The following is a 19,958-nucleotide window of genomic DNA, read 5'->3' as shown; positions in this document are numbered from 1 at the left end:
TTGGAAACCCGCCAAGAGTGCTGCTTCACCGCACTGTCTCACCGCTCCGCGTCTACCCGCGTCTACTGCCTACTGCCCTCTGCTTTATTTTTAAAACAACCATAGCCACAAGGGCAGAGTCACTAATAACACCATAGTTCCCACAGCTAAGGCAGTTACTGCTAGGTTGCGATCGAGATTAAAAGTCTCGGCAATGATGAGCGTAGCGAAAGCTGGAGGCATTGCCATTTGTAAAACTATTACTCGTGCTGCTGCTCCTGTTATACCAAAAAGTGGTAAAGTGCTAGCCAAAATTAAAGGAACTAACAGCATCTTTATTCCTAAGCCAAATCCTGCTTGTGGTAGGCTGTGCCAAGAATTAAGTTTGCTTAAACGCATTCCAATTAACAACAACGATAATGCTACAGCAGTCCAGGCTAATGTCTCCAAACATAGCCCAATACTAGCAGGAATTGTTACTTGTCTTAACAACAAGCCAAAGCCAAAACTCCATAAAGCCGGATTGATTAAAATTGCCTTCAGAATTTGTCGAGCGTTGTAGACACCACTGCTGAAACGTGCTGCTAATGCCACACCTAAACCATAGGCACCCAACGTTGTACCCAAAAGATCATAGAATAAAGCCCAGGCAAAGTATTGGGTATCAACCACTGTTAAAATTACTGGATAGCCTAAATAGCCGGTGTTACCTACCATTGCCGCAAGAATAATGCTAGCTTGAGTTGCTTGCTGGGGAATTGTTTTTACAAAAAGGGCTTGCCATTTCACCCCAATCCAAGCTAAAAATGCCCCTAGTAAAATAGCTAAATGAGCAATCAGAGGTGCAATCCAAATCTGTCCCGATAAGTCAGCTTTTTGTAAAAAAGTTACGATACTTAACGGTACTCCTACCCAGAATAGGAACTGACCTAAATGGGTGGGAATAGTGGCAGGTAGTCTGAGTCCCAGCAAGAATCCTACCGATACTAAGCCGACTAGTTTGACGTATAGTTCTAAGAGGTTTGTCAAAAGTACACCCTGAACTAATTATGTAAAATGATACTAACTAGCTTTATTCCCCTCCAGTTTACAATCTGTTATAAATCTTTTGACAAAGCAGGAGTTAACCATTGAATAACGCTGAGTTTTCTGGAAAACCGCGAAACTCATCGCCTGCCTCTGAAGAAGAGATTCCGGTAGCTTTACGCGAAACTCCAGAAGCAGAATCCAAGATGGGTTTTCGCCTTTTGGTTTTAGCAATTGGGGGATTAGTGGGAGTTATCCTGCTGGCTGTAATTAGTGGTTTTTTCTTTGCCTTGACTGCACCGAAAAAAGATTCTCTATCCTCCACAAATTTAACTCCTGCTAGCCCGCAGTCTGAAAATTCTTCTCCTAACCAAGTATTAGGGCATTTGGCATACCCCCAAGCACCTGAGTCAGATCTTGTGCCGATCGCCGCCAATGGACGAATCAGGATGCGAAAAGCCGCCGCCCAAAAATTTCAAGAGATGGTAGCAGTAGCGCAAAGTCAGGGTGTAAATTTAGTAGCAATTTCAGGTTTTCGTTCTATCAAAGAACAGGAACAGTTATTTTTTAACATTGGTGCTCAACGCAATCAAACACCAGCACAAAGAGCTGCTTTAAGTGCTCCTCCCGGACATAGCGAGCATCATACAGGTTATGCAGTAGATATTGGGGATGGTGCAACACCAGCAACTAATCTAGTTCCCAGTTTTGAAAATACTAGAGCTTTTCAGTGGCTACAAGCAAATGCTGCTCGTTTCGGCTTTGAAATGTCCTTTCCCAAAGATAACGCGCAGGGTGTGAGTTATGAACCTTGGCATTGGCGTTTTGTAGGCGATCGCGACAGCTTGGAAACTTTCTATAAAGCCAAAAATATTAAGCCTCAGCAAAATCCGTAGTTAGTAAAAGGCAGATGGCAGAAGGGAAGAGGAGTAAGAGTATCAAACAGGGAAAATATAAGGGAAAAATGCACCCTCACTCCCTCATACTCTTTCTCATTCCCCATTACCCTTTTAGCTTATGCAGTTTAGCCAAGACTACTAGTGACTAATTTTTCTCTGTTTAGGTAAATAATCAGGGCAGTCAATTGCTTCTGGATTGAGAACTTTAGTAGGATGTACCGCACATTGGAGATAGCGGTTGTTTTTAAAAAACTTACATTTATTACAGGGAATTTGGTGATTATGCTTAACGGTAAAAATGCGATCAATTACAGCCTTTCTTAAATTGGGATGCCAAAAAACTGTCACCAAAGCAATAAAAATAAAACTCAAGTAAGCTAATAACATCCCTCCTACTGGTATGTTTGATTGATTTACAAATGTTGTATCACTAGGGGCTTGGTTGGAGGGTTGCTCGATGAAAACTTCTTGCTGCTGCATTTTAACTTCAAACATTACTTACGTATCTGCACACCCTGGATAAAATTGCCATTTTGTTATAATTTTCCCTGGACAAGCAGTTTTATTCAGCGTCAACGAGGAAAATGTCCTACTTGTACTTGATCTGTAGAAAACCAATTTAAAAGTATCTTTTTTAAATATTTAAAAATATTTAGTCAAAGTCACTTAAAGACAAGCAATACTAAATCGAAACAGGGCTAATATAAATAACTAACTCTTCAGTAATGACCAAATTATCTATCTGAAGTTGTGTTTACAATTTAAAAACTATATCTTTTGGATAGATGCAATAAAAATCAAAAATCGCGGAGGTTTTATCTACCGCGATGATACAAAATCAATCTCTAACTATTCTTAATTTTTTAACTTTGCCTGTTTACTAGAGTGGTGCTAGCTTGATCAACTGGCATCAGGATGACTTCATTAATATTCACGTGTATTGGTCGAGTTACACAGAAAAATACAACATCAGCCACATCATCAGCAGTTAGAGGAGTTAATCCTTGGTAAACTTTCGTGGCACGTTGTGTATCGCCATGAAAGCGTACTTCGCTAAATTCCGTTTCTACCATACCAGGATCAACAGAAGTTACCCTAATAGGCGTTCCCAACAAATCTTGTTTTAAACCTTCAGAGATGGCTTTGACTGCTGCTTTCGTGCCACAGTAGACATTTCCACCTGGATAAGTTTGATGACCGGCTATCGAACCAATGTTTACCACATGGCCGCGATCGCGCTCAACCATACCAGGAACAATGTAGCGGGTAAGATAAAGCAAACCCTTGATATTGGTATCAATCATTTCTTCCCAATCTTGGAAACTGCCTTCATGGAGTTTGTCTAAACCCCGACTTAAACCTGCATTATTGATGAGAATATCAATATCAGACCAAGCGGAAGGCAGGTTAGAAATAGCAGATTCTACAGCCCTAACGTCACGTACATCTAACTGTAACAAGTGTATCTGTACAGACGCGTCATGGCACGTCTGTACAAGTGCATCTGCCAAATTTTGCAAACGTTCCCAACGTCGCGCCGCTAAAATTAATTTTGCACCAGCACCAGCAAAGATTTTTGCACAAGCAGCACCAATTCCACTGCTGGCACCAGTAATGAAAATAATTTTGTTTTGCACAGAAAGCATTGTTAGTCAAGAGTCAATAGTTAATAACTACTTATTCACTACTTGCATACGCTGAGTAATCATTGTCATACCATCTCCACGCATGATTACCGCAGAAACCCATTGACTGCCAGGTTTAGCAGGTGCGTTGCCAACTTTAAAAAGTCCACCAGTTGTAAGTAATTCTAAATTTACAGGTGTAGGGTTGAGATATTTGGTTGCTTGAATGGGTTCTTCCAAAGCTGCACCTAAAAGATAATCATCTCCTAAGGGTTCTTGGACGATCGCATCAAAATTATACTTTTGACCAACTTTTACCTGTTGTGGCAATTTGATATCAACTTGAGGCGGCTTGGCACCAGAGGTAATTTGGGTACGCTCTGACAATATGTCTTGACGAATAACTTTTCCGCCTGCAATGCGTTGACGCGATGTGATGGTAGTTGACAGAGCTAAATTATCATTGTTAGCGGCAGGTAAGCCAGTAATTTTGGTAACGGTGTCAGCGACAATCAGGTTACCTTGAGGTTGCCAAGATTGCAGTTGGGTGGTGTATTTCAGCTTGGGATATCTCTTCCAAAACCCAGTTAAAGCTTGTTCCATCGTTTGGCGATTTAAGCCATCGCCATGCACGAAATTGGGGCTATAGAACTGCATTACTGCTTTGACATCACCCCGACTGGCTGCTGCATCGATTTGCGTCAATAGATTTTTTAGTTGAGCAGGAGCATTGCTGGGTGGATTGGCAGCTTGAGCAGATTTCCAACTTGTTGTCAAACCAAATGCGAGCATTAACAAAATTAGCCAACGAGAAGACGAAAAGCGTGATTGGCGTTTCAATAGCAAGGCGATTAGTTTACTCATAGGTGATTAGTTAGCTTTGTTTACAAAAAATATTCCCTGTTCTCAAGTAAAACGCATACAGTAGAAACCGTAGTAAATTAATTTCTAAAAGAGCCTACAAGAAAATAGGGAAATTGCTTTATCTTAGTTAAGCTAAGGGCTGACATGGTAATAGGTAGATGGCAAAAGCACCAATACGATTATTAATAGCTGCAAGCGGAACTGGTGGGCATTTATTTCCAGCGATCGCACTGGCACAGCAGTTGCCAGATTATCAAATTGAATGGCTGGGCGTCCCCAACCGCCTGGAAACTCAACTAGTTCCCCAACAGTATAAATTGAATGTTATTTCTGTTGAAGGGTTTCAAAAAGGTTTAGGAATTTCATCACTGTTGACTTTAGGTAAACTGATCGGTTCGGTTCTCCAAGTCAGGAAAATATTAAAACAAGGTAAATTTCAGGGAGTATTCACCACGGGAGGTTATATTGCTGGGCCTAGTGTAATTGCAGCGCGATCGCTGGGTATACCAGTAATTCTTCACGAATCGAATGCTTTACCAGGAAAGGTAACACGCTTTTTTGGCCCTTGGTGTAGCGCAGTGGCAGTGGGGTTTGAAGTTGCAGCTAAGTATTTACCGCGTGCCAAAACTATCTATACAAGTACTCCAGTACGTTCTCAATTTTTAGAACCAGGTATTGAAGCAACGTTAGATTTACCTATTCCTGAGAATGTGCCTTTAATTATTGTCTTTGGTGGCAGCCAAGGTGCAGTCGGTATTAATAAATTAGTGCGCCAGTGTGCAGCAGCTTGGTTTGATGCTGGTGCTTGGGTTGTGCATTTAACTGGTGACAACGATCCCGAAGCGGATAGTTTGCAGCATCCGCAGTATATTTCTTTGCCATTCTACAACAATATGGCGGCGTTGCTGCGACGAGCAAATTTAGCCATTAGTCGTTCTGGTGCTGGCAGTTTAACAGAATTGGCAGTGTGCGGTACACCTGCGATTTTGATTCCTTACCCCTTTGCTGCTGAAGACCATCAAACCTATAATGCCAAGGTCTTTACTTCAGTTGATGCGGCATTGATGTTTCAGCAATCAGAGTTAACTGCCGAGGTATTGCAAACAGAAGTTTTGCGGTTGTTGAAGTCACCAGATGAGTTAAAGGCAATGGGGGAAAAAGTAAAGGCGATCGCTATTCCTGATAGCGCCGAAAAATTAGCACAGTTGGTGCGTGAGGTAGTTGAGAGGTAAAGTTATATTACAAACTAAAATTCAGAACTCTCGATCACAAGCAAACAACTATGCTGATGACTAGTACTGTCAAAAAATTGGTAACTTACCCATTCATGGCTGTTTCGCTCATGGGATTAGTCAATTATTCAGCCATTGCTCAGACTCATAAACCTCAAGTTTCGAGAGTTCTATCTTCCTCTACAATTTCCCAACCTACTCAAGTAATTGATGAGAAAATTGCCTTGAATTTGGTATGGAAATTGCCACAAGTGCAACGCAAAGCAAAAACTATTGAACGGCTTTCTAAAGGAACAATACGTGTCGCCGCAGCCGTCGATAGCCATCCTACTCCAGAGGAACCTTATTACACAGTGCAAGTATTTGAAAATCATGTAGACTACACAGACACAATTTACTGGTTTCGTGTCTTGAGTCCAAGTGGTGATATCCAAGTTCTAGATATATTGCAGGGCGAATATATCTCCTTGGAAAAGTGGAAACCTAATTAAATCACAACACTCCTTTGATAACTGAAGTAAATGTCTGAAAAAAAGCCTATAAGCCCGTGGAAATATAAACCCTGGTGGTGTCAACCTTGGTCAATCTTGCTCACGGGTTTGACGATAATTAGTGGTAGCTGGATATTATTTAGAATCATTTGGTTCACAATTCTTGTCTCCATTCCTGTACTCACATGGATGGGTTTTTTCTTATTAATCTGGCCGCAATTAATAATTCGCAGTGGTCTTTTGGAGTCCTATCAATTATCAGAAAATGAGCCAGAAACTAGAACACCAAGCTAATCATCAAGTAATAAACTTTGAAGCCAGCACTATCAGGTAGGTTATATTCAGTCAAAAATTGTTGATAAGCTGATTCTTCCTGAATTAAGGTTTTAATATATTCTGTTTTGGGCAGGGTTCCTCTTCGCACTCCTACATATTCCAAATAGCTGGTAAATTCCCATTCTTCAGGTTGCTGTACCAGTCTTGCTTTTACCGGATTCAGATGAATATAATGTGAGATGTTGATCAGAATGATCGATTTGTTGAAGATGAATACTTTGAAACCGCCCCTAAAATAATATCCCAGAACGATTAAAACGCTTATTAATTGCCTTCGTGTAGGAAAGTGAAAGGGATTTCATTGCATCAGGCAAGGTTTCATCTCTTAAATAGACCAAAAAATGACAATGATTGGGCATTAAACAGTAAGCAACAATATCTATTGCGTTGGCAATTAAATGTTCTTTTACCAAGCGAAGAAAATAAATATAAATTTCACGCTCAAAGAAAATTATTTGATGATTATTACCCCGATTGTAAATATGGTAAAAGTTCCCAATTTCTAGGGAAATCTTTCTTCGTGGCATAAGCAAAAATATAAGATATTGCCTTTAGTATTACCTTTTTGAAGTCTGAGCATATCAGATCCCCAACTTTTGAGAAAAGTCGGGGATCTAAACCTCTAATCCGCGTTAGCCCCTAATCGAACAACAACTTTATTCATCAGTAGAATTTTAAACATACATTATGGGCAAACTAACCTAGTGGTCAAACTTTACGAGCGCTAGGGAGAAATAAAGATTATGAAGTTGAAGCTCAATTACAAGGATATGCCACTTCTACCCTACATCCAACGTAAAGAACTACCAGCAAAACCAGGTATTTATTATATAGGTAGTAGTGCTTCTCCAGTTATGTATGTTGGTCTTTCACGCAATTTGAAAAGCCGTCATATAAACCATCACCGTCAAGGACAGTTTGAGAGTATTGAAAATCCTATGATACGCTACCGCGTTGTAACAGAGGATTTATTAGCTACAATCTCAGATTTAACAGGTTCTCTTAAAAAGTTGGAGAAGCAAGCTATTAATGAATACAAGCCAGTTCTTAATAATACACCTGTACCAAATCAACCAAAAATTATAACAGAACATGGCCCAACTTATATTCAAATTCATAAAGTTAGAGAAGCAGGCTATTGTTCACATTTTGATGCACAAGATGGAGATGAATTAACAATTAATACAAGTAGATTACCCCTATTAACTAAAGCTATCGAAGAACAGCGTCCTATTTTCTTGATAGCCTCTGGCTCTTACCAAGATTATGCAATGACAGGTTATCCTCACCTTTCTGAGCTATTTCCATACAAACAAGAAAGAATTTATCTTCTCATAAGTTGCTTCATACCTTATGGATATGAAGATTCTAATTGCTTTGGTTACGATTATGTTGTTTATGGGGGAACTTCTAAAATATTTATCAACCCTTATAATATTCTCAACAAAATACCAGGATTTGAGGAGTTTAAGAGAAGCTATCTAAAATTAGGATTTACCAATTGTGAATGTTCTTCTTTTACCAAAGATCTACTACGTCTAGGTAATATCAATTTACTTTCGCCACATAAATTTTCCTGACTTTACTACATTCTGTAAGAAGTATTTTCCAGATAGTGAACACAAAGATCCCCGACATCTTGAAGATGTCAGGGATCTCAGCTTCTCTTCAAAATTTGGGAATCAAAAAAACGAAAATCATCCCATTGGATAACCGAGTGTAGGAAGCGATCGCACTCTTATCAGCCGATTCCATAGCAAGATTAGGTTCATATATTCTTATCCTCGATATTTTAATTTGGTATAGAGTTACATCAATACTTTGCCATTGAAAATTGAGATACAAGCTACAAGAAACAGATGCAGAAATAAGCGAAAATACTTATTGGTAGCAACTTTCACTTCTGCTTCACACTTAAGTAACCAATACTTAGCCAACAGGCAGTTACCATGTTGGTAGCGTGCGTATTCGCAACAATATTGATTGTGCGGATTTTTAGGTTTGCTCTTGAAAAAAACCTCACACCATGAATACTATTACAATCGCCTGGATTGGACTACCATTTTTTTTTGGATTCCTCATTTATCTGTTTCCAAAACTTGCCAAATACCTAGCACTGGGAATAAGTCTAGTTTCTACTGGATATGCGTTACAGCTACTTTTCAACCAGTCATCACTAACACTAACATTACTAGATAGTTTTGGTGTCACATTAGTCATCGATCAGTTGAGCGGCTACTTTATATTGACAAATGCGCTAGTAACGGCTGCTGTCATTCTCTATTGTTGGCACACCGATAAGACGGCTTTCTTTTATATGCAGACTGCCATTTTACATGGTAGCGTTAATGCCGCTTTTGTCTGTGCAGATTTCATCAGCTTATATGTGGCGCTAGAGGTGATTAGTATTGCCGCATTTCTGTTGATTGCCTATCCTAGAACTGATCGCTCCATTTGGGTTGCCTTACGTTATCTGTTTATCAGTAACACGGCAATGCTATTTTATTTGGTAGGTGCAGTGTTGGTCTACCAAGTGAACCATTCTTTTGCGTTTGCAGGTTTGCACAAAGCACCGACTGAAGCGATTGCTCTCATCTTTTTGGGACTCTTGACAAAAGGCGGAATTTTTGTATCAGGATTATGGTTACCATTGACCCATTCTGAATCAGATACGCCAGTGTCAGCTTTACTATCGGGAATCGTGGTTAAAACTGGCGTTTTTCCCTTGGTGCGCTGTGCTTTGATTGTGGAAGAGATTGATCCTATCGTTAGGATATTTGCAGTTGGGACAGTGTATTTGGGAGTAATCTATGCTGTCTTGGAAAAAGATACCAAGCGGACACTAGCCTTGAGTACAGTTTCACAACTAGGCTGGATTCTGGCTGCACCAATCGCGGGAGGTTTTTATGCGTTGGCGCATGGATTGGCAAAATCGGCACTGTTCATGATCGCGGGAAACTTACCCAGCCGAGACTTCAAGGAATTGCGAAATACACCAATCAATACTGCACTCTGGGTTGCCCTGGTTATAGCTAGCCTCTCAATTTCCGGCTTTCCCATATTGATTGGCTTTGGAGCGAAGATGTTAACACTGAAGAATGTACTATCCTGGCAAGCGATCGCCATGAATGTTGGGGCGGTAGGTACAGCAGTAGTGTATGCCAAATTCATATTTCTGCCGCATGGGGGGAGAGAAATAGTACGTTCCGGTTTCTGGCAACCGATAATACTATTAATTGCTGCGCTGATTGTCACAAGTGGGTTATATTACCAGGCATATACGATGGCAAACATCACAAAAGCAGTCGCAATCATTGGTGTTGGTTGGTTAGCGTATTTTTTAATTTTTCAACGCTCATTACTTAGTCTGCCACGTATGCTTGAACAGTTTGAGCATCTCATCGGTTTTATGAGTCTGATGTTGATTTTGCTGTTCTGGATGGTATTTACATGATTGTGTTCTAAATCTGCCACGGAATAATGCGATCAGCTATATGGCGTGGAACTAGCGAAGACACTATCAGCAAATTCGTAAAATATCGAATTTACTCGCAAGAATTCTAGCCTGCCTTCGCAGGCTTTGTTCTTTTAGCCACAAGCTTCCAGCCTGTGGGGTTTTGATGTAACTCAAAAATCAAAAAGCCCACATTTGCGAGCTTTCTGAGTCAATTATTTGCTATTTCGCCTTACTTACCGTTTTGCTAACTTCTTCGCCATCTTCCGCAGACGAATAGACTGGGGAGTTACTTCCACCAATTCATCAGGGCCGATGTATTCCAAAGCACGCTCTAAGCTCATTTCTACTGGTGCTTGTAACTGTACTAATTCGTCACCACTAGCTGCACGGTGATTGGTAAGCTGCTTGGTTTTGCAGACATTTAATTCCAAGTCTTGGGGGCGATTGTGTTCGCCGACAATCATGCCTTTGTAGACCTTAGTACCTGGAGTGATAAAGAATACACCTCTATCTTCGGCATTCTTCATGGCGTAGAAGGTGGAAACACCCTCTTCAAAGGCGATTAAAACGCCTTTATTACGAGCCTCAATGTCACCTGTGATTGGACGGTAATCTAGGAAGCTGTGGTTCATGATACCTTCGCCACGTGTCATCCGCATGAATTCACCTCGGAAACCAATTAATCCACGGGCGGGGATAACAAATTCTAACTGGGTACGTCCGTTACCACCGACTTGCATATCTTGCATTTCGCCGCGACGTTGTCCCAAGCGTTCGATACAACTGCCAACGGCTTCTTCGGGTATGTCTAACACTAGAAGTTCATAAGGTTCGCAGGGTTGTCCGTTAACTTCTCGGTAAATCACTTGAGGCTGGGATACTTGGAATTCGTAGCCCTCCCGGCGCATAGTTTCGATTAAAATACCTAAGTGTAGTTCGCCACGACCGGAAACTAGGAATTTGTCTGGGGAGTCGGTTTCTTCTACACGCAAAGCTACGTTGGTTTCTAGCTCGCGCAAGAGGCGATCGCGCACTTGTCTGGATGTTACCAATTTACCTTCTTGACCGGCAAAGGGCGAATCATTCACCCAAAAGGTCATTTGCAATGTTGGTTCATCCACTTTAATTAGTGGTAAAGCTTGAGGTTCATTTGGATCGGTAATTGTTTCACCAATATTTGCATCAGCGAAACCAGCTACAGCTACAATATAACCGGCAGAAGCTTCTTCCATATCCACGCGCTTCAAGCCTTCAAAGCCCATTAACTTGGTAATTTTGGCTTTGACAATGTCACCTTTTTCTGTCACTAAAGCCGCTTGTTGTCCCATGCGGATGATGCCATTGTGAATTCTGCCAATCACAATCCGCCCCAGATATTCAGAATAGTCTAGGGTTGTAACTTGCAATTGCAGTGGTTTATTAGGATCGCCCACTGGTGGCGGTACATGACGCAAAATCGCATCAAATAATGGCTGCATATCCTTGGGTTCATCATCCAAGTCTACTTTGGCATAGCCTGACAACCCGGAGGCGAACAAATAGGGGAAATCACATTGATCTTCATCAGCGCCGAGTTCGAGGAATAAGTCTAATACTTTGTCTATTGCACCGTAGGGATCTGCTTGCGGGCGATCGATTTTGTTGACTACAACAATAGGGCGCAATCCTTTTTCCAGTGCCTTTTTTAACACGAACCGAGTTTGGGGCATAGGACCTTCATTGGCATCAACAATGAGGATGCAACCATCTACCATGCCAAGTACCCGTTCTACTTCGCCGCCAAAGTCAGCGTGTCCAGGAGTATCGACTATATTGATCAGCGTCTCTTTATATTTAACTGCTGTATTTTTAGAAAGAATAGTAATTCCCCGCTCCCGTTCAAGGGCGTTGGAGTCCATAACGCAATCCGGAACGTCTTCCCCTTCACGGAAAATGCCGGATTGTTTGAGGAGAGCATCAACGAGGGTTGTTTTGCCGTGATCTACGTGGGCGATAATAGCGACGTTACGGATTGGGAGCGTCATAATAAGCGCGTTCCAGTACTCTAGTGGGGATTTTATATATAGTGGTGAACTGCTCTAACAGAATTTGGGGGGAACTGCAAATTCTGTAAATAAGCCTTAACAATTCTATCTTAATGTAAATTGACTTAGGAAAACTTCAAAACGCCGGAAATATCCACGCAGGGGCTTCCATTCAAGTAAACGTCAAGAGTTTAGTAAGTCCGGAATGAATGTTGGGCTGAGAGAGATTCATTCCGCAATAACTCTAGCATTTTTTGGTAAAGAGTCAATTTAATTACATTTATATAGATTTAGATAAAAACAGTTTGTCAGAACATAACTCTTGATTGTGAATGGGCTTTTGTCTATGTCCGCTATTATTGCATCAGTACATACCCTAGTTTTAATTTATATATCTTGTGCCAAAATTAACGCAAAAAATATTGATTAATGAGCAATGACTTGGGCAGCTGGACATAAGTTACAGGATAGCAAGTACATAATTGAAAAAGAACTAGGCGAAGGTGGCTTTGGTATTACCTATCGCGCTAGAGATAATAATGGACGCTATGTTGTTATTAAAACTCTAAATGACAATTTGCAATGTCGTCCTGACTTTGCTAAATTTCAGCAAGATTTTTTGAATGAAGCGATAAAATTAGCTAAATGCACTCACCCTCATATTGTCCAAATTCATGAACTAATTCAAGAGAGGGAACTATGGTGCATGGTAATGGAATATATCGATGGAGAAGATTTATACAATCTGGTTGAAAATCAAGGCGTTTTATCTGAAGCAAAAGCATTAAATTATATTCAACAAATTGGAGAAGCACTAACTATAGTTCACAATAACGGCTTACTGCATAGGGATATTAAGCCACACAATATTATGGTGCGTTCTGGTAAGTTGGAAGCTGTATTAATTGATTTTGGCATTGCACGTGAGTTCAGCCAAAATTTAACTCAGACGCATACACAAATTTTAACTGATGGTTATGCACCCATTGAGCAGTATGACAGAAGGGGAAGAAGGGGTGCTTATACTGATATTTATGCTTTAGCAGCAACGCTGTACTTTCTATTAACTAGAGAATTACCAATAACGGCTCCACTCAGAGCAATTGCTACACCAATGATACAAGCAAAGGATATTAATTCTAATATTACTGAGCGAGTTAATCAAGCAATTCTTAAAGGGATGGAAATAAAGCCAGAAAATCGCCCCCAGTCCATAAAGGAGTGGTTGAGATTACTTCAATATAATCATGATTTTTGTTCTTGTATCCCACAAATAGTGGGAACTTGGCATGGTGAGTTTGGTAGTGGCAAAGCTACTCTCTCTATCACTCACCAGTCTGAGAATTCGTTTGATGGAATTTTAATCCATGAACATTGGTGGAATGGTACAGCAAAAGTTGCTATTAACGGCACTATTAACTACAAAAACAATGCAGTAAAAATACAAGAAATTAGGATAATTTCTGGTTACTGGCGGTTGGGAGAAAATCAAGGGAAATTATCATCGGATTGTAGGCAATTATATGGAACAGGAAAAGATAAAAAAGGCTCTTACTCCTGGTCTCTTAAAAGAGTAGATTAGAACAGAGTAGTATTCTGACAGAATATAAAATCCTATCAACTCATATACAAATACTCAGTTCTAAAGAGAAAGTGTGAGCAATGGCTATCAATCAATGAGAATTATACATCTATAATCAAGTCATGCAGGCACAAACAAGAGTAATTAAAAGTTACGTTAAAATGACATAAAAAGGTGAGATAGCGTGCGAAAAATAGAAGTTCAACTTGACACCCAAACCCTTGAGCTTGCTGAACAGTTGGCAAAGTCTCGCCGATGTACATTACCAGAACTTATTACAGAAGTAATCAAACTTTTAGCAGCGACAAAAATGACACAAGATCCTTGGGTAGGACTATTTGCAGATGAGCCTGAGTTAGTAGATGAGATCATTGAAGAAGCTATAAAAAATCGGGCTTCCTACTCATTCAATCAAAAAATTGAACAAGGCATTACTTGACACAGACATTTTGTCTAAAATTTTCAAAGGTATAAATCAACAAGTTATAGTTAAAGCTACTGCTTATCGCGCAGTTTTTGGCTGCTATACAACTTCGGTAATCACAGTTATGGAAGTTGTCCAAGGTTGGCACAAGCGTCAACGAGAAGATAAAGTTCAATGATTGCTGCTATAGCTTTACAACGTAATTTAACCTTGGTAGCTGGTAATTTGGCTTACTATAGTCGTATACAAGCATTGGGTTACCCTTTAAGACTGGATAACTGGCGAACCTAAATGACTGGACAATATTGTTTGAGGCTACCATAGCCAAGACAAAACTATTGTTGAGCTAGCGATCGCACTCATCCCCAAATGCGATCGCTTTTACAAGCAAAATCATGGAAGCACAACCAAGAGAAATTCAACGCTACATCACATCTGATTGGCAAAGTTCCTTTCGCGGAATGGTTTGATTCACTTCGGGATTCTAAAGCTCAAGCTAAGATTGAGGCAAGACTGGAGAGAGTTAAACTAGGCAATCTTGGAGATTATCGCTCAGTGGGAGAAGGAGTCTGTGAATTAAGAATCAAATATGGTTCTGGTTACCGGGTGTATTTTGGACAAATAGGTTCAACTATTGTGCTTCTATTATGTGGTGGAGATAAAAGTACTCAAAATCAAGATATTCGTACAGCTATACAATACTGGCAAGATTATAGGAGTTAAGAAAATGGCAACAAGTGATAGCTACCATCCCTACTTAATTTCACATCTCAAAGATCCCAGTCATGCTGCTTTATATATTGAGGCTATTTTAGAAGAAGAAGATCCTGAGCCGGAATTACTCCAAATGGCACTAAATAATGTAGCTGAGGCTCTCACTGAAGGCAGGATGACACCAGAGCAGGCTAAATATCATCAAGAAAAACTCAAAGAAATTTTATCTCAGCGCGGGAGTGAAGCAATTTATTATCTGGGAACCTGGCTCAATGCTTTGGGATTGAAACTGACTGTTATTATCTGGGAACCTGGCTCAATGCTTTGGGATTGAAACTGACTGTGGCTGTTGCAGAAAAAGTAAATGAAAGCAGTATAGATCTTGCCGATGAATCAGAAATTACTGTTTAGTAATGACGAATCGCTGGTAAAATTTTTTTGTCAACAAAGAAAAAAATAAAGGAGCACATTGGAAAAGGGAGCTTCCAAGGCTGCAATCAAAATACCCAATCACCAGCGTGTACAGTCATAACTTAATCTCAAAAATGCTCTCACAACGCTTTACCGAAGCCCTTACCTACGCCACGCAACTCCACGCGAACCAAGTTCGCAAAGGTTCGGGAGTTCCCTACATCGCTCACTTGTTAGGTGTTGCCAGTATCGCTCTAGAATACGGAGCGAATGAAGATGAAGCCATAGCAGCACTTTTGCATGATGCCATAGAAGATCAGGGCGGCGCTACCACACGGGAAGAAATTCGCCGTCGCTTTGGAGATAATGTCACTGCAATTGTAGATGGCTGTACTGATGCTGATTCTATGCCCAAACCGCCTTGGCGAGAGCGCAAAGAAAAATATATTGCCCACCTTGCTAGCGCTTCACCTTCGGTACTAATCGTGAGTGCAGCAGATAAACTCTATAATGCCCAATCTATTCTTCGAGATTACCGCGTTTTAGGCGAATCGGTTTGGCAGCGCTTTCAAGGAGGCAAAGAAGGTACACTTTGGTATTATCGAGCTTTAGTAATTGCCTTCCAAAAAATAGGATCTAATCCGCTTTTTGACGAATTAGAACAGGTAGTAGCAGAACTAGAAGTGTTGACTTCTTTGTATTCTTAAATTTGGTTAGACAGGTGCATCTGCAAATAAATAATTTGGTTGCGCAGGCAAAAATAGCCTGCGACATTGTGCATAAAAGTAGTGGTGATGACAGTATTTTTTGGGTTTAGCGGAACATACTACTTACAGAGCTATCTTCATGAATCCGCCAGATTGTTTCCCCTAAAAGGTTAGCCACCGAAAGCACCTGTAATTGCGGGAAGCGATCGCTTTCTTTGAGCGGAATTGTATTAGTGACAATTACTTCCTCAAATAAGCCGCTTGATAACCGCTCCACGGCAGGAGGAGAGAATACTGCATGGGTAGCGCAGGCATATACCTGACGCGCTCCTTCTTCACGCAACAATCTTGCTCCTTCAGAAATTGTGCCTCCAGTGTCAATCATGTCATCTACTAGCACCGCAGTTTTACCTTTGACATCACCGATGACATTCAAGACTTCAGCGACGTTGTGAGCCTGACGGCGTTTATCAATAATCGCTAAGGGAGCATCATTAAGTTTTTTCGCAAATGCTCTGGCTCGTGCTACACCGCCAACATCTGGCGAGACAACCACAATGTCAGACAATTGCTTACTTACTAAATAATCTAGTATTACTGGCGAACCATATACATGATCTAGGGGTATATCGAAATATCCTTGTATTTGCGCTGAATGCAAATCCATTGCCAGAATTCTGTTGGCACCTGCTTGGGTAATGAGGTTAGCAACTAGTTTGGCAGTTATTGATTCCCTTCCTGCCGTTTTGCGATCAGCACGAGCATAACCATAATAAGGAATTACTGCTGTTACCTGTCGGGCTGACGCTCGACGACAGGCATCAATCATAATTAGTAACTCCATTAAATGATCGTTCACGGGTTGACAGCAAGGCTGGATTAAATAGACATCACAACCTCGAATGGATTCCTGGATTTGAATATAAAGTTCCCCATCCGCAAATCGCTTGCGGATCATTGGCCCCAAGTCCATGCCCAGGTAACGAGCTACTTCTTGAGACAGCGATAAATTGGCAGAGCCGGAGAAAAGCCGCAAGCGGTTATTTTCAGTTACTCCTGTTGCAGCTGGCAGTTTGAAAGTTGCAGTACTGAGCACAGCAGTTCCTCGATGTGCATTCATGGCAATCTTATCATCAGATATTTAGATATTTAAGAGAAATGGCCCTAAATAAGCTTTGTGAGTTTTGTTGAAGCTTTCATAAAAACTTTAAACATACCTCCATGAAACTACAACTTCCTTATTTTCTTGTTTCTGTAGCAAATACACTCGTAATAGTTTAACTGGGATTGAAATCGTTAACTACACTTATAGTTGATATTTTTGCGTTCAGACAAAATACCTATACTGAGTGGGTTGCTTGATTACTTGCCTATGGGCAAGTAATTTATAACAGGAAACAGACAATTTTGATTTTTCAGTGATATTCAAGTTGACAACTCGTGAAAGTAAAAACCAATGAAGCAATTAATCAGCAGTAGCTGAATATTTGATAATACTAGTGACAGAATAATACTTTAGCAGACTTGCTTTCTATTTTTCCATCAGACAAGAAGGCAGAGGGCAGAAGGTAAAAGATTGGTTTCGCCTGCTGTCTAGAAGATGACACTTTACATTTAATTATGTCCACCTACTTAATCAGCTTTGCTTGAGGTGAGAGTACGAAACGGTAGCGATCTATTTCCTTGGCTAGCAAAGAAGCAGATTTTTGTTGGAACCTGGATATATAAGTTGCCGTCAAAAAGCTGATGCTACTTTGAGTCTGGTATGTCTATGGTAATTAGTTGAGAATGTGTATAATTCTCAAACAAGTTGATATTTCATGTTTTTTTACTTCTCGGTACCGAGGAAAGAGTGTGAAAATAGAATGGTCTAAGTCTGTAAAGACTGCTCTTACTATCCACTAGTATGGCAATTGACCATATGCTGCTAGAAGTATTGTTTGTGGGTGAATTCCTCCGAGTAATGCTATTACACTCAATTAATTAAAAGATGCAACCACCAATTTCAGTTGGCACTGTTCTGCAAAATCGTTATCGGCTAATTCAAATTCTCGGTCAAGGGGGGTTTGGTAGAACTTATCTGGCAGAAGATCAAAGGCGTTTTAATGAACTTTGTGCCATCAAAGAATTGATTCCTAACACTACAGATCCTGTGGCTTGGCAGAAGGCACAAGAACTTTTCCTACGAGAGGCGACAACTTTATATCAAATACAACATCCACAAGTACCGCAATTCCGAGAAAGGTTTGAACAAGAGCAGCGCTTATTTTTAGTGCAAGACTATGTTGCCGGGAAAACTTATCGCGATTTGTTAGAAGAACGCAAAATCTCCACAGGTGCATTCACAGAACAAGAAGTCTGGCAATTGTTGTGCTCGCTATTACCAGTATTAGATTATATTCACCATCAAGGCATTATTCACCGAGATATCTCACCAGATAATATTATTTTGCGAGAGCTTGACAATAAGCCTGTTTTGATTGACTTTGGGGTAGTTAAAGAACTAGCAACGCGATTCCAATCTCCTAATTCGTCGTCGGCAACTTATGTAGGAAAATTAGGTTACTCTCCCAGCGAACAAATGCAAACGGGGCAAGCATATCCCAGTAGTGATTTGTATGCACTGGCAGTTACAGCGATAGTTTTGCTGACTGGTAAGGAACCCCAGGAATTATTTGATGAAAATCAACTGACTTGGAATTGGCAACAATGGGTGAGAGTAAATCCGCGATTTACCCAAATTTTAAATCGGATGTTGAGTTACAGGCCGGGCGATCGCTTTCAAAGTGCAACAGAAGTATTACAAGCTTTAGAATCCCCAGAGCAAGCAACACTACCAGTCCAACTTCCACTATTATCTAACGTCCAAACAGTTCCTATCAGTCGCCGTCCCGATCTAGTATCATCACCAACACCCAATAAATCTGCTCGCGTAATTCCAGAGCCTAATACTAGATCGGTTTTAGATAATCCGTTAGCGATCGCAGCAATTGGCATCGCTGTAATTATTCTGGCAGGTTTCGGCTCTTGGGCATTAGTACGTTCTCTGCGTAGTCAATCACCAGCACCAGAGGCACCACCACAAACTTTCCCTTCACCAGTTGTGACTGGTGGCGCAACAGAATCACCCACACCCACAGAAACACCCACAGAAACACCCACAGAACTTCCTACTACTGCACCACCTGCAACACCTATCATCAAAATCAAACGCCTCAACTTTGATGCATCTAACACATTCAAGGTTGACGATACAATTAAAGCTAATGAGATTGTCCGATATACTTTTAGGGGTCAAAAGGATCAGCTACTAACTGTCCTGTTAGCACAAGAAAGCGGTGTTTTGCTTACAGTCTCAAGTTCAAATGGGGAGCCACTTGACAACAGTGCTAAAGCAGTCACTTTTTATCAAGGAAGATTACCACTTACTGATACTTACACTATTGAATTAAATTTAAGCGAAGGAATTGCCGAGAGCGATTATAGCCTCAATGCCAAATTAGAAAACCCAATCGAACCAACACCTATACAAACTCCCACAGAAGTTCCTACCCAAATTCCTTCTCCAATTCCCACAGAAACTCCTACACAAGTTCCGACAGAAGTTCCTACACAAAACCCTATAGAAACTCCAATTCAAATCCCCACAGATCTTCCCACAACGACGCCAATATTTCCTGAGCCAAATCAAAACAACCCTTCTGATAATGACACAAGCTCCACGGGCAACCTAAACCCTGCTAACTTCGGACACAATCAAGTATGAAAAAGGGCGTTGGATGTCAGTCATCAATTCTTTGGATAAGGCAGATGGCAGAGGAGCGTAAGCGCCCTAGCGGGTTAAGCGCGTCGAGTGCGACTGGCGTGGCAGAAGGGAAAGCAAAAGTTTTTATCAGTTGACAGTTTCCCTTATCTGTTCACTGTCACCTGTCACCTGTCCCCTATTTTCAGGTGATTTGTGTGCAAACGATGTATTACATTGGTTAGTAGTTAATTGCTAATTGTTAATTATTCATTGCTATTAGCCATCAACCTAATAACTACTGTAAGGGCGGGTTTAGAAGATAAATTATCTGTTTCAACCCAAAGATAATCAGCAAAACCCGCACGGCAGTCGCTACAACCGGGGGAACCCGACGCCAGGTGCTACAACGCGCTTAACCCGCTAGGGCGCACTGGCTCCGCAA

The 19,958-nt window shown here is 40.8% G+C and carries 19 protein-coding genes and 2 pseudogenes; 14 read left to right on the top strand and 7 right to left on the bottom strand.

Features of this window, described 5'->3' with window-relative positions; all coding sequences use genetic code 11:
* Positions 1-90 precede the first annotated feature (90 nt).
* Positions 91-1,008: an AEC family transporter gene (locus QUB80_RS00340; RefSeq protein ID WP_289787516.1), complete on the bottom strand. Its 918-nt coding sequence runs from the start codon at positions 1,006-1,008 to the stop codon at positions 91-93.
* A 101-nt stretch (positions 1,009-1,109) separates the two neighbouring features.
* Here QUB80_RS00340 and QUB80_RS00335 point away from each other — a divergent pair, with 101 nt between their 5' ends.
* A complete protein-coding gene (locus QUB80_RS00335) occupies positions 1,110-1,901 on the top strand; it encodes a M15 family metallopeptidase (RefSeq protein WP_289787515.1) in 792 nt (263 codons plus the stop codon).
* 141 nt (positions 1,902-2,042) lie between these two features.
* Here the strand turns inward: QUB80_RS00335 and QUB80_RS00330 are convergent, their stop codons facing one another.
* From QUB80_RS00330 to QUB80_RS00320, 3 genes are all read right to left on the bottom strand, one after another.
* Positions 2,043-2,399 (bottom strand): hypothetical protein, encoded by a 357-nt coding sequence (locus QUB80_RS00330; protein ID WP_289787514.1) that lies wholly within the window; start codon positions 2,397-2,399, stop codon positions 2,043-2,045.
* A gap of 368 nt (positions 2,400-2,767) precedes the next feature.
* The gene (locus tag QUB80_RS00325) at positions 2,768-3,550 is read right to left on the bottom strand and encodes an SDR family oxidoreductase (protein WP_289787513.1); all 783 of its coding nucleotides are present in this window, start codon (positions 3,548-3,550) and stop codon (positions 2,768-2,770) included.
* Positions 3,551-3,577: 27 nt separating this feature from the next.
* Positions 3,578-4,393, bottom strand: coding sequence for a DUF8623 domain-containing protein (locus QUB80_RS00320; RefSeq protein ID WP_289787512.1), 816 nt, complete (start codon positions 4,391-4,393; stop codon positions 3,578-3,580).
* Positions 4,394-4,551: 158 nt separating this feature from the next.
* Here QUB80_RS00320 and murG point away from each other — a divergent pair, with 158 nt between their 5' ends.
* Genes murG through QUB80_RS00305 form a run of 3 tightly spaced genes read left to right on the top strand, consistent with a single transcriptional unit; the run spans position 4,552 to position 6,410 of the window.
* Positions 4,552-5,625 (top strand): undecaprenyldiphospho-muramoylpentapeptide beta-N-acetylglucosaminyltransferase, encoded by a 1,074-nt coding sequence (gene murG, locus QUB80_RS00315; RefSeq protein ID WP_289787511.1) that lies wholly within the window; start codon positions 4,552-4,554, stop codon positions 5,623-5,625.
* A 56-nt stretch (positions 5,626-5,681) separates the two neighbouring features.
* Positions 5,682-6,116, top strand: a complete 435-nt coding sequence (locus tag QUB80_RS00310; protein ID WP_289787510.1) for a hypothetical protein — start codon at positions 5,682-5,684, stop codon at positions 6,114-6,116.
* A 30-nt stretch (positions 6,117-6,146) separates the two neighbouring features.
* Complete coding sequence (locus tag QUB80_RS00305) at positions 6,147-6,410, top strand: DUF6737 family protein (protein ID WP_289787509.1); 264 nt, start codon at positions 6,147-6,149, stop codon at positions 6,408-6,410.
* Here QUB80_RS00305 and QUB80_RS35145 read toward each other — a convergent pair.
* Positions 6,407-6,979 (bottom strand): annotated as a pseudogene (locus tag QUB80_RS35145) (transposase). The gene QUB80_RS00305 and the pseudogene QUB80_RS35145 overlap by 4 nt on opposite strands.
* A 216-nt stretch (positions 6,980-7,195) precedes the next feature.
* On the opposite strand from QUB80_RS35145, the gene QUB80_RS00290 reads away from it, so the two are divergent.
* A complete protein-coding gene (locus QUB80_RS00290; RefSeq protein ID WP_289787506.1) occupies positions 7,196-8,032 on the top strand; it encodes a GIY-YIG nuclease family protein in 837 nt (278 codons plus the stop codon).
* 446 nt (positions 8,033-8,478) lie between these two features.
* The gene (locus tag QUB80_RS00285; RefSeq protein ID WP_289787505.1) at positions 8,479-9,906 is read left to right on the top strand and encodes a cation:proton antiporter; all 1,428 of its coding nucleotides are present in this window, start codon (positions 8,479-8,481) and stop codon (positions 9,904-9,906) included.
* A 236-nt stretch (positions 9,907-10,142) separates the two neighbouring features.
* Here QUB80_RS00285 and typA read toward each other — a convergent pair whose 3' ends face one another.
* Positions 10,143-11,933, bottom strand: a complete 1,791-nt coding sequence (gene typA, locus QUB80_RS00280) for a translational GTPase TypA (RefSeq protein WP_289787504.1) — start codon at positions 11,931-11,933, stop codon at positions 10,143-10,145.
* Positions 11,934-12,369: 436 nt separating this feature from the next.
* On the opposite strand from typA, the gene QUB80_RS00275 reads away from it, so the two are divergent.
* The 6 genes and pseudogenes from QUB80_RS00275 (at position 12,370) to QUB80_RS00250 (ending at position 15,771) form a co-directional block, all read left to right on the top strand.
* Positions 12,370-13,515 carry a serine/threonine protein kinase gene (locus QUB80_RS00275; RefSeq protein ID WP_289787503.1) on the top strand — a complete coding sequence of 382 codons (1,146 nt, stop codon included), beginning with the start codon at positions 12,370-12,372 and terminating at the stop codon, positions 13,513-13,515.
* A 184-nt stretch (positions 13,516-13,699) separates the two neighbouring features.
* Positions 13,700-13,954 (top strand): hypothetical protein, encoded by a 255-nt coding sequence (locus QUB80_RS00270; protein WP_289787502.1) that lies wholly within the window; start codon positions 13,700-13,702, stop codon positions 13,952-13,954.
* A gap of 10 nt (positions 13,955-13,964) precedes the next feature.
* Positions 13,965-14,117 carry a PIN domain-containing protein gene (locus QUB80_RS00265; protein ID WP_289787501.1) on the top strand — a complete coding sequence of 51 codons (153 nt, stop codon included), beginning with the start codon at positions 13,965-13,967 and terminating at the stop codon, positions 14,115-14,117.
* A gap of 217 nt (positions 14,118-14,334) precedes the next feature.
* Positions 14,335-14,662 (top strand): annotated as a pseudogene (locus tag QUB80_RS00260) (type II toxin-antitoxin system RelE/ParE family toxin).
* 4 nt (positions 14,663-14,666) lie between these two features.
* Complete coding sequence (locus tag QUB80_RS00255; RefSeq protein WP_289787500.1) at positions 14,667-14,987, top strand: helix-turn-helix domain-containing transcriptional regulator; 321 nt, start codon at positions 14,667-14,669, stop codon at positions 14,985-14,987.
* 211 nt (positions 14,988-15,198) lie between these two features.
* Entirely contained in the window at positions 15,199-15,771 is a 573-nt protein-coding gene (locus tag QUB80_RS00250) for an HD domain-containing protein (protein WP_289787499.1), read from the top strand.
* A 106-nt stretch (positions 15,772-15,877) separates the two neighbouring features.
* On the opposite strand, the gene QUB80_RS00245 is transcribed toward QUB80_RS00250, so the two are convergent.
* Positions 15,878-16,891 (bottom strand): ribose-phosphate pyrophosphokinase, encoded by a 1,014-nt coding sequence (locus QUB80_RS00245; RefSeq protein ID WP_289787498.1) that lies wholly within the window; start codon positions 16,889-16,891, stop codon positions 15,878-15,880.
* Positions 16,892-17,761: 870 nt separating this feature from the next.
* Between QUB80_RS00245 and QUB80_RS00240 the strand changes: the two genes are divergently transcribed.
* Both QUB80_RS00240 and QUB80_RS00235 read left to right on the top strand, forming a co-directional pair.
* Positions 17,762-19,537, top strand: coding sequence for a protein kinase domain-containing protein (locus QUB80_RS00240; RefSeq protein ID WP_289787497.1), 1,776 nt, complete (start codon positions 17,762-17,764; stop codon positions 19,535-19,537).
* A complete protein-coding gene (locus QUB80_RS00235; protein ID WP_289787496.1) occupies positions 19,534-19,671 on the top strand; it encodes a hypothetical protein in 138 nt (45 codons plus the stop codon). Before QUB80_RS00240 ends, QUB80_RS00235 begins: the two co-directional genes overlap by 4 nt.
* Positions 19,672-19,958 lie beyond the last annotated feature (287 nt).

The organism is Chlorogloeopsis sp. ULAP01, from assembly GCF_030381805.1.
Taxonomy (GTDB): domain Bacteria; phylum Cyanobacteriota; class Cyanobacteriia; order Cyanobacteriales; family Nostocaceae; genus Chlorogloeopsis.
The sequence above is the reverse complement of the archived record's forward strand: the minus strand, read 5'-3'. Positions and strand labels throughout refer to the sequence as shown.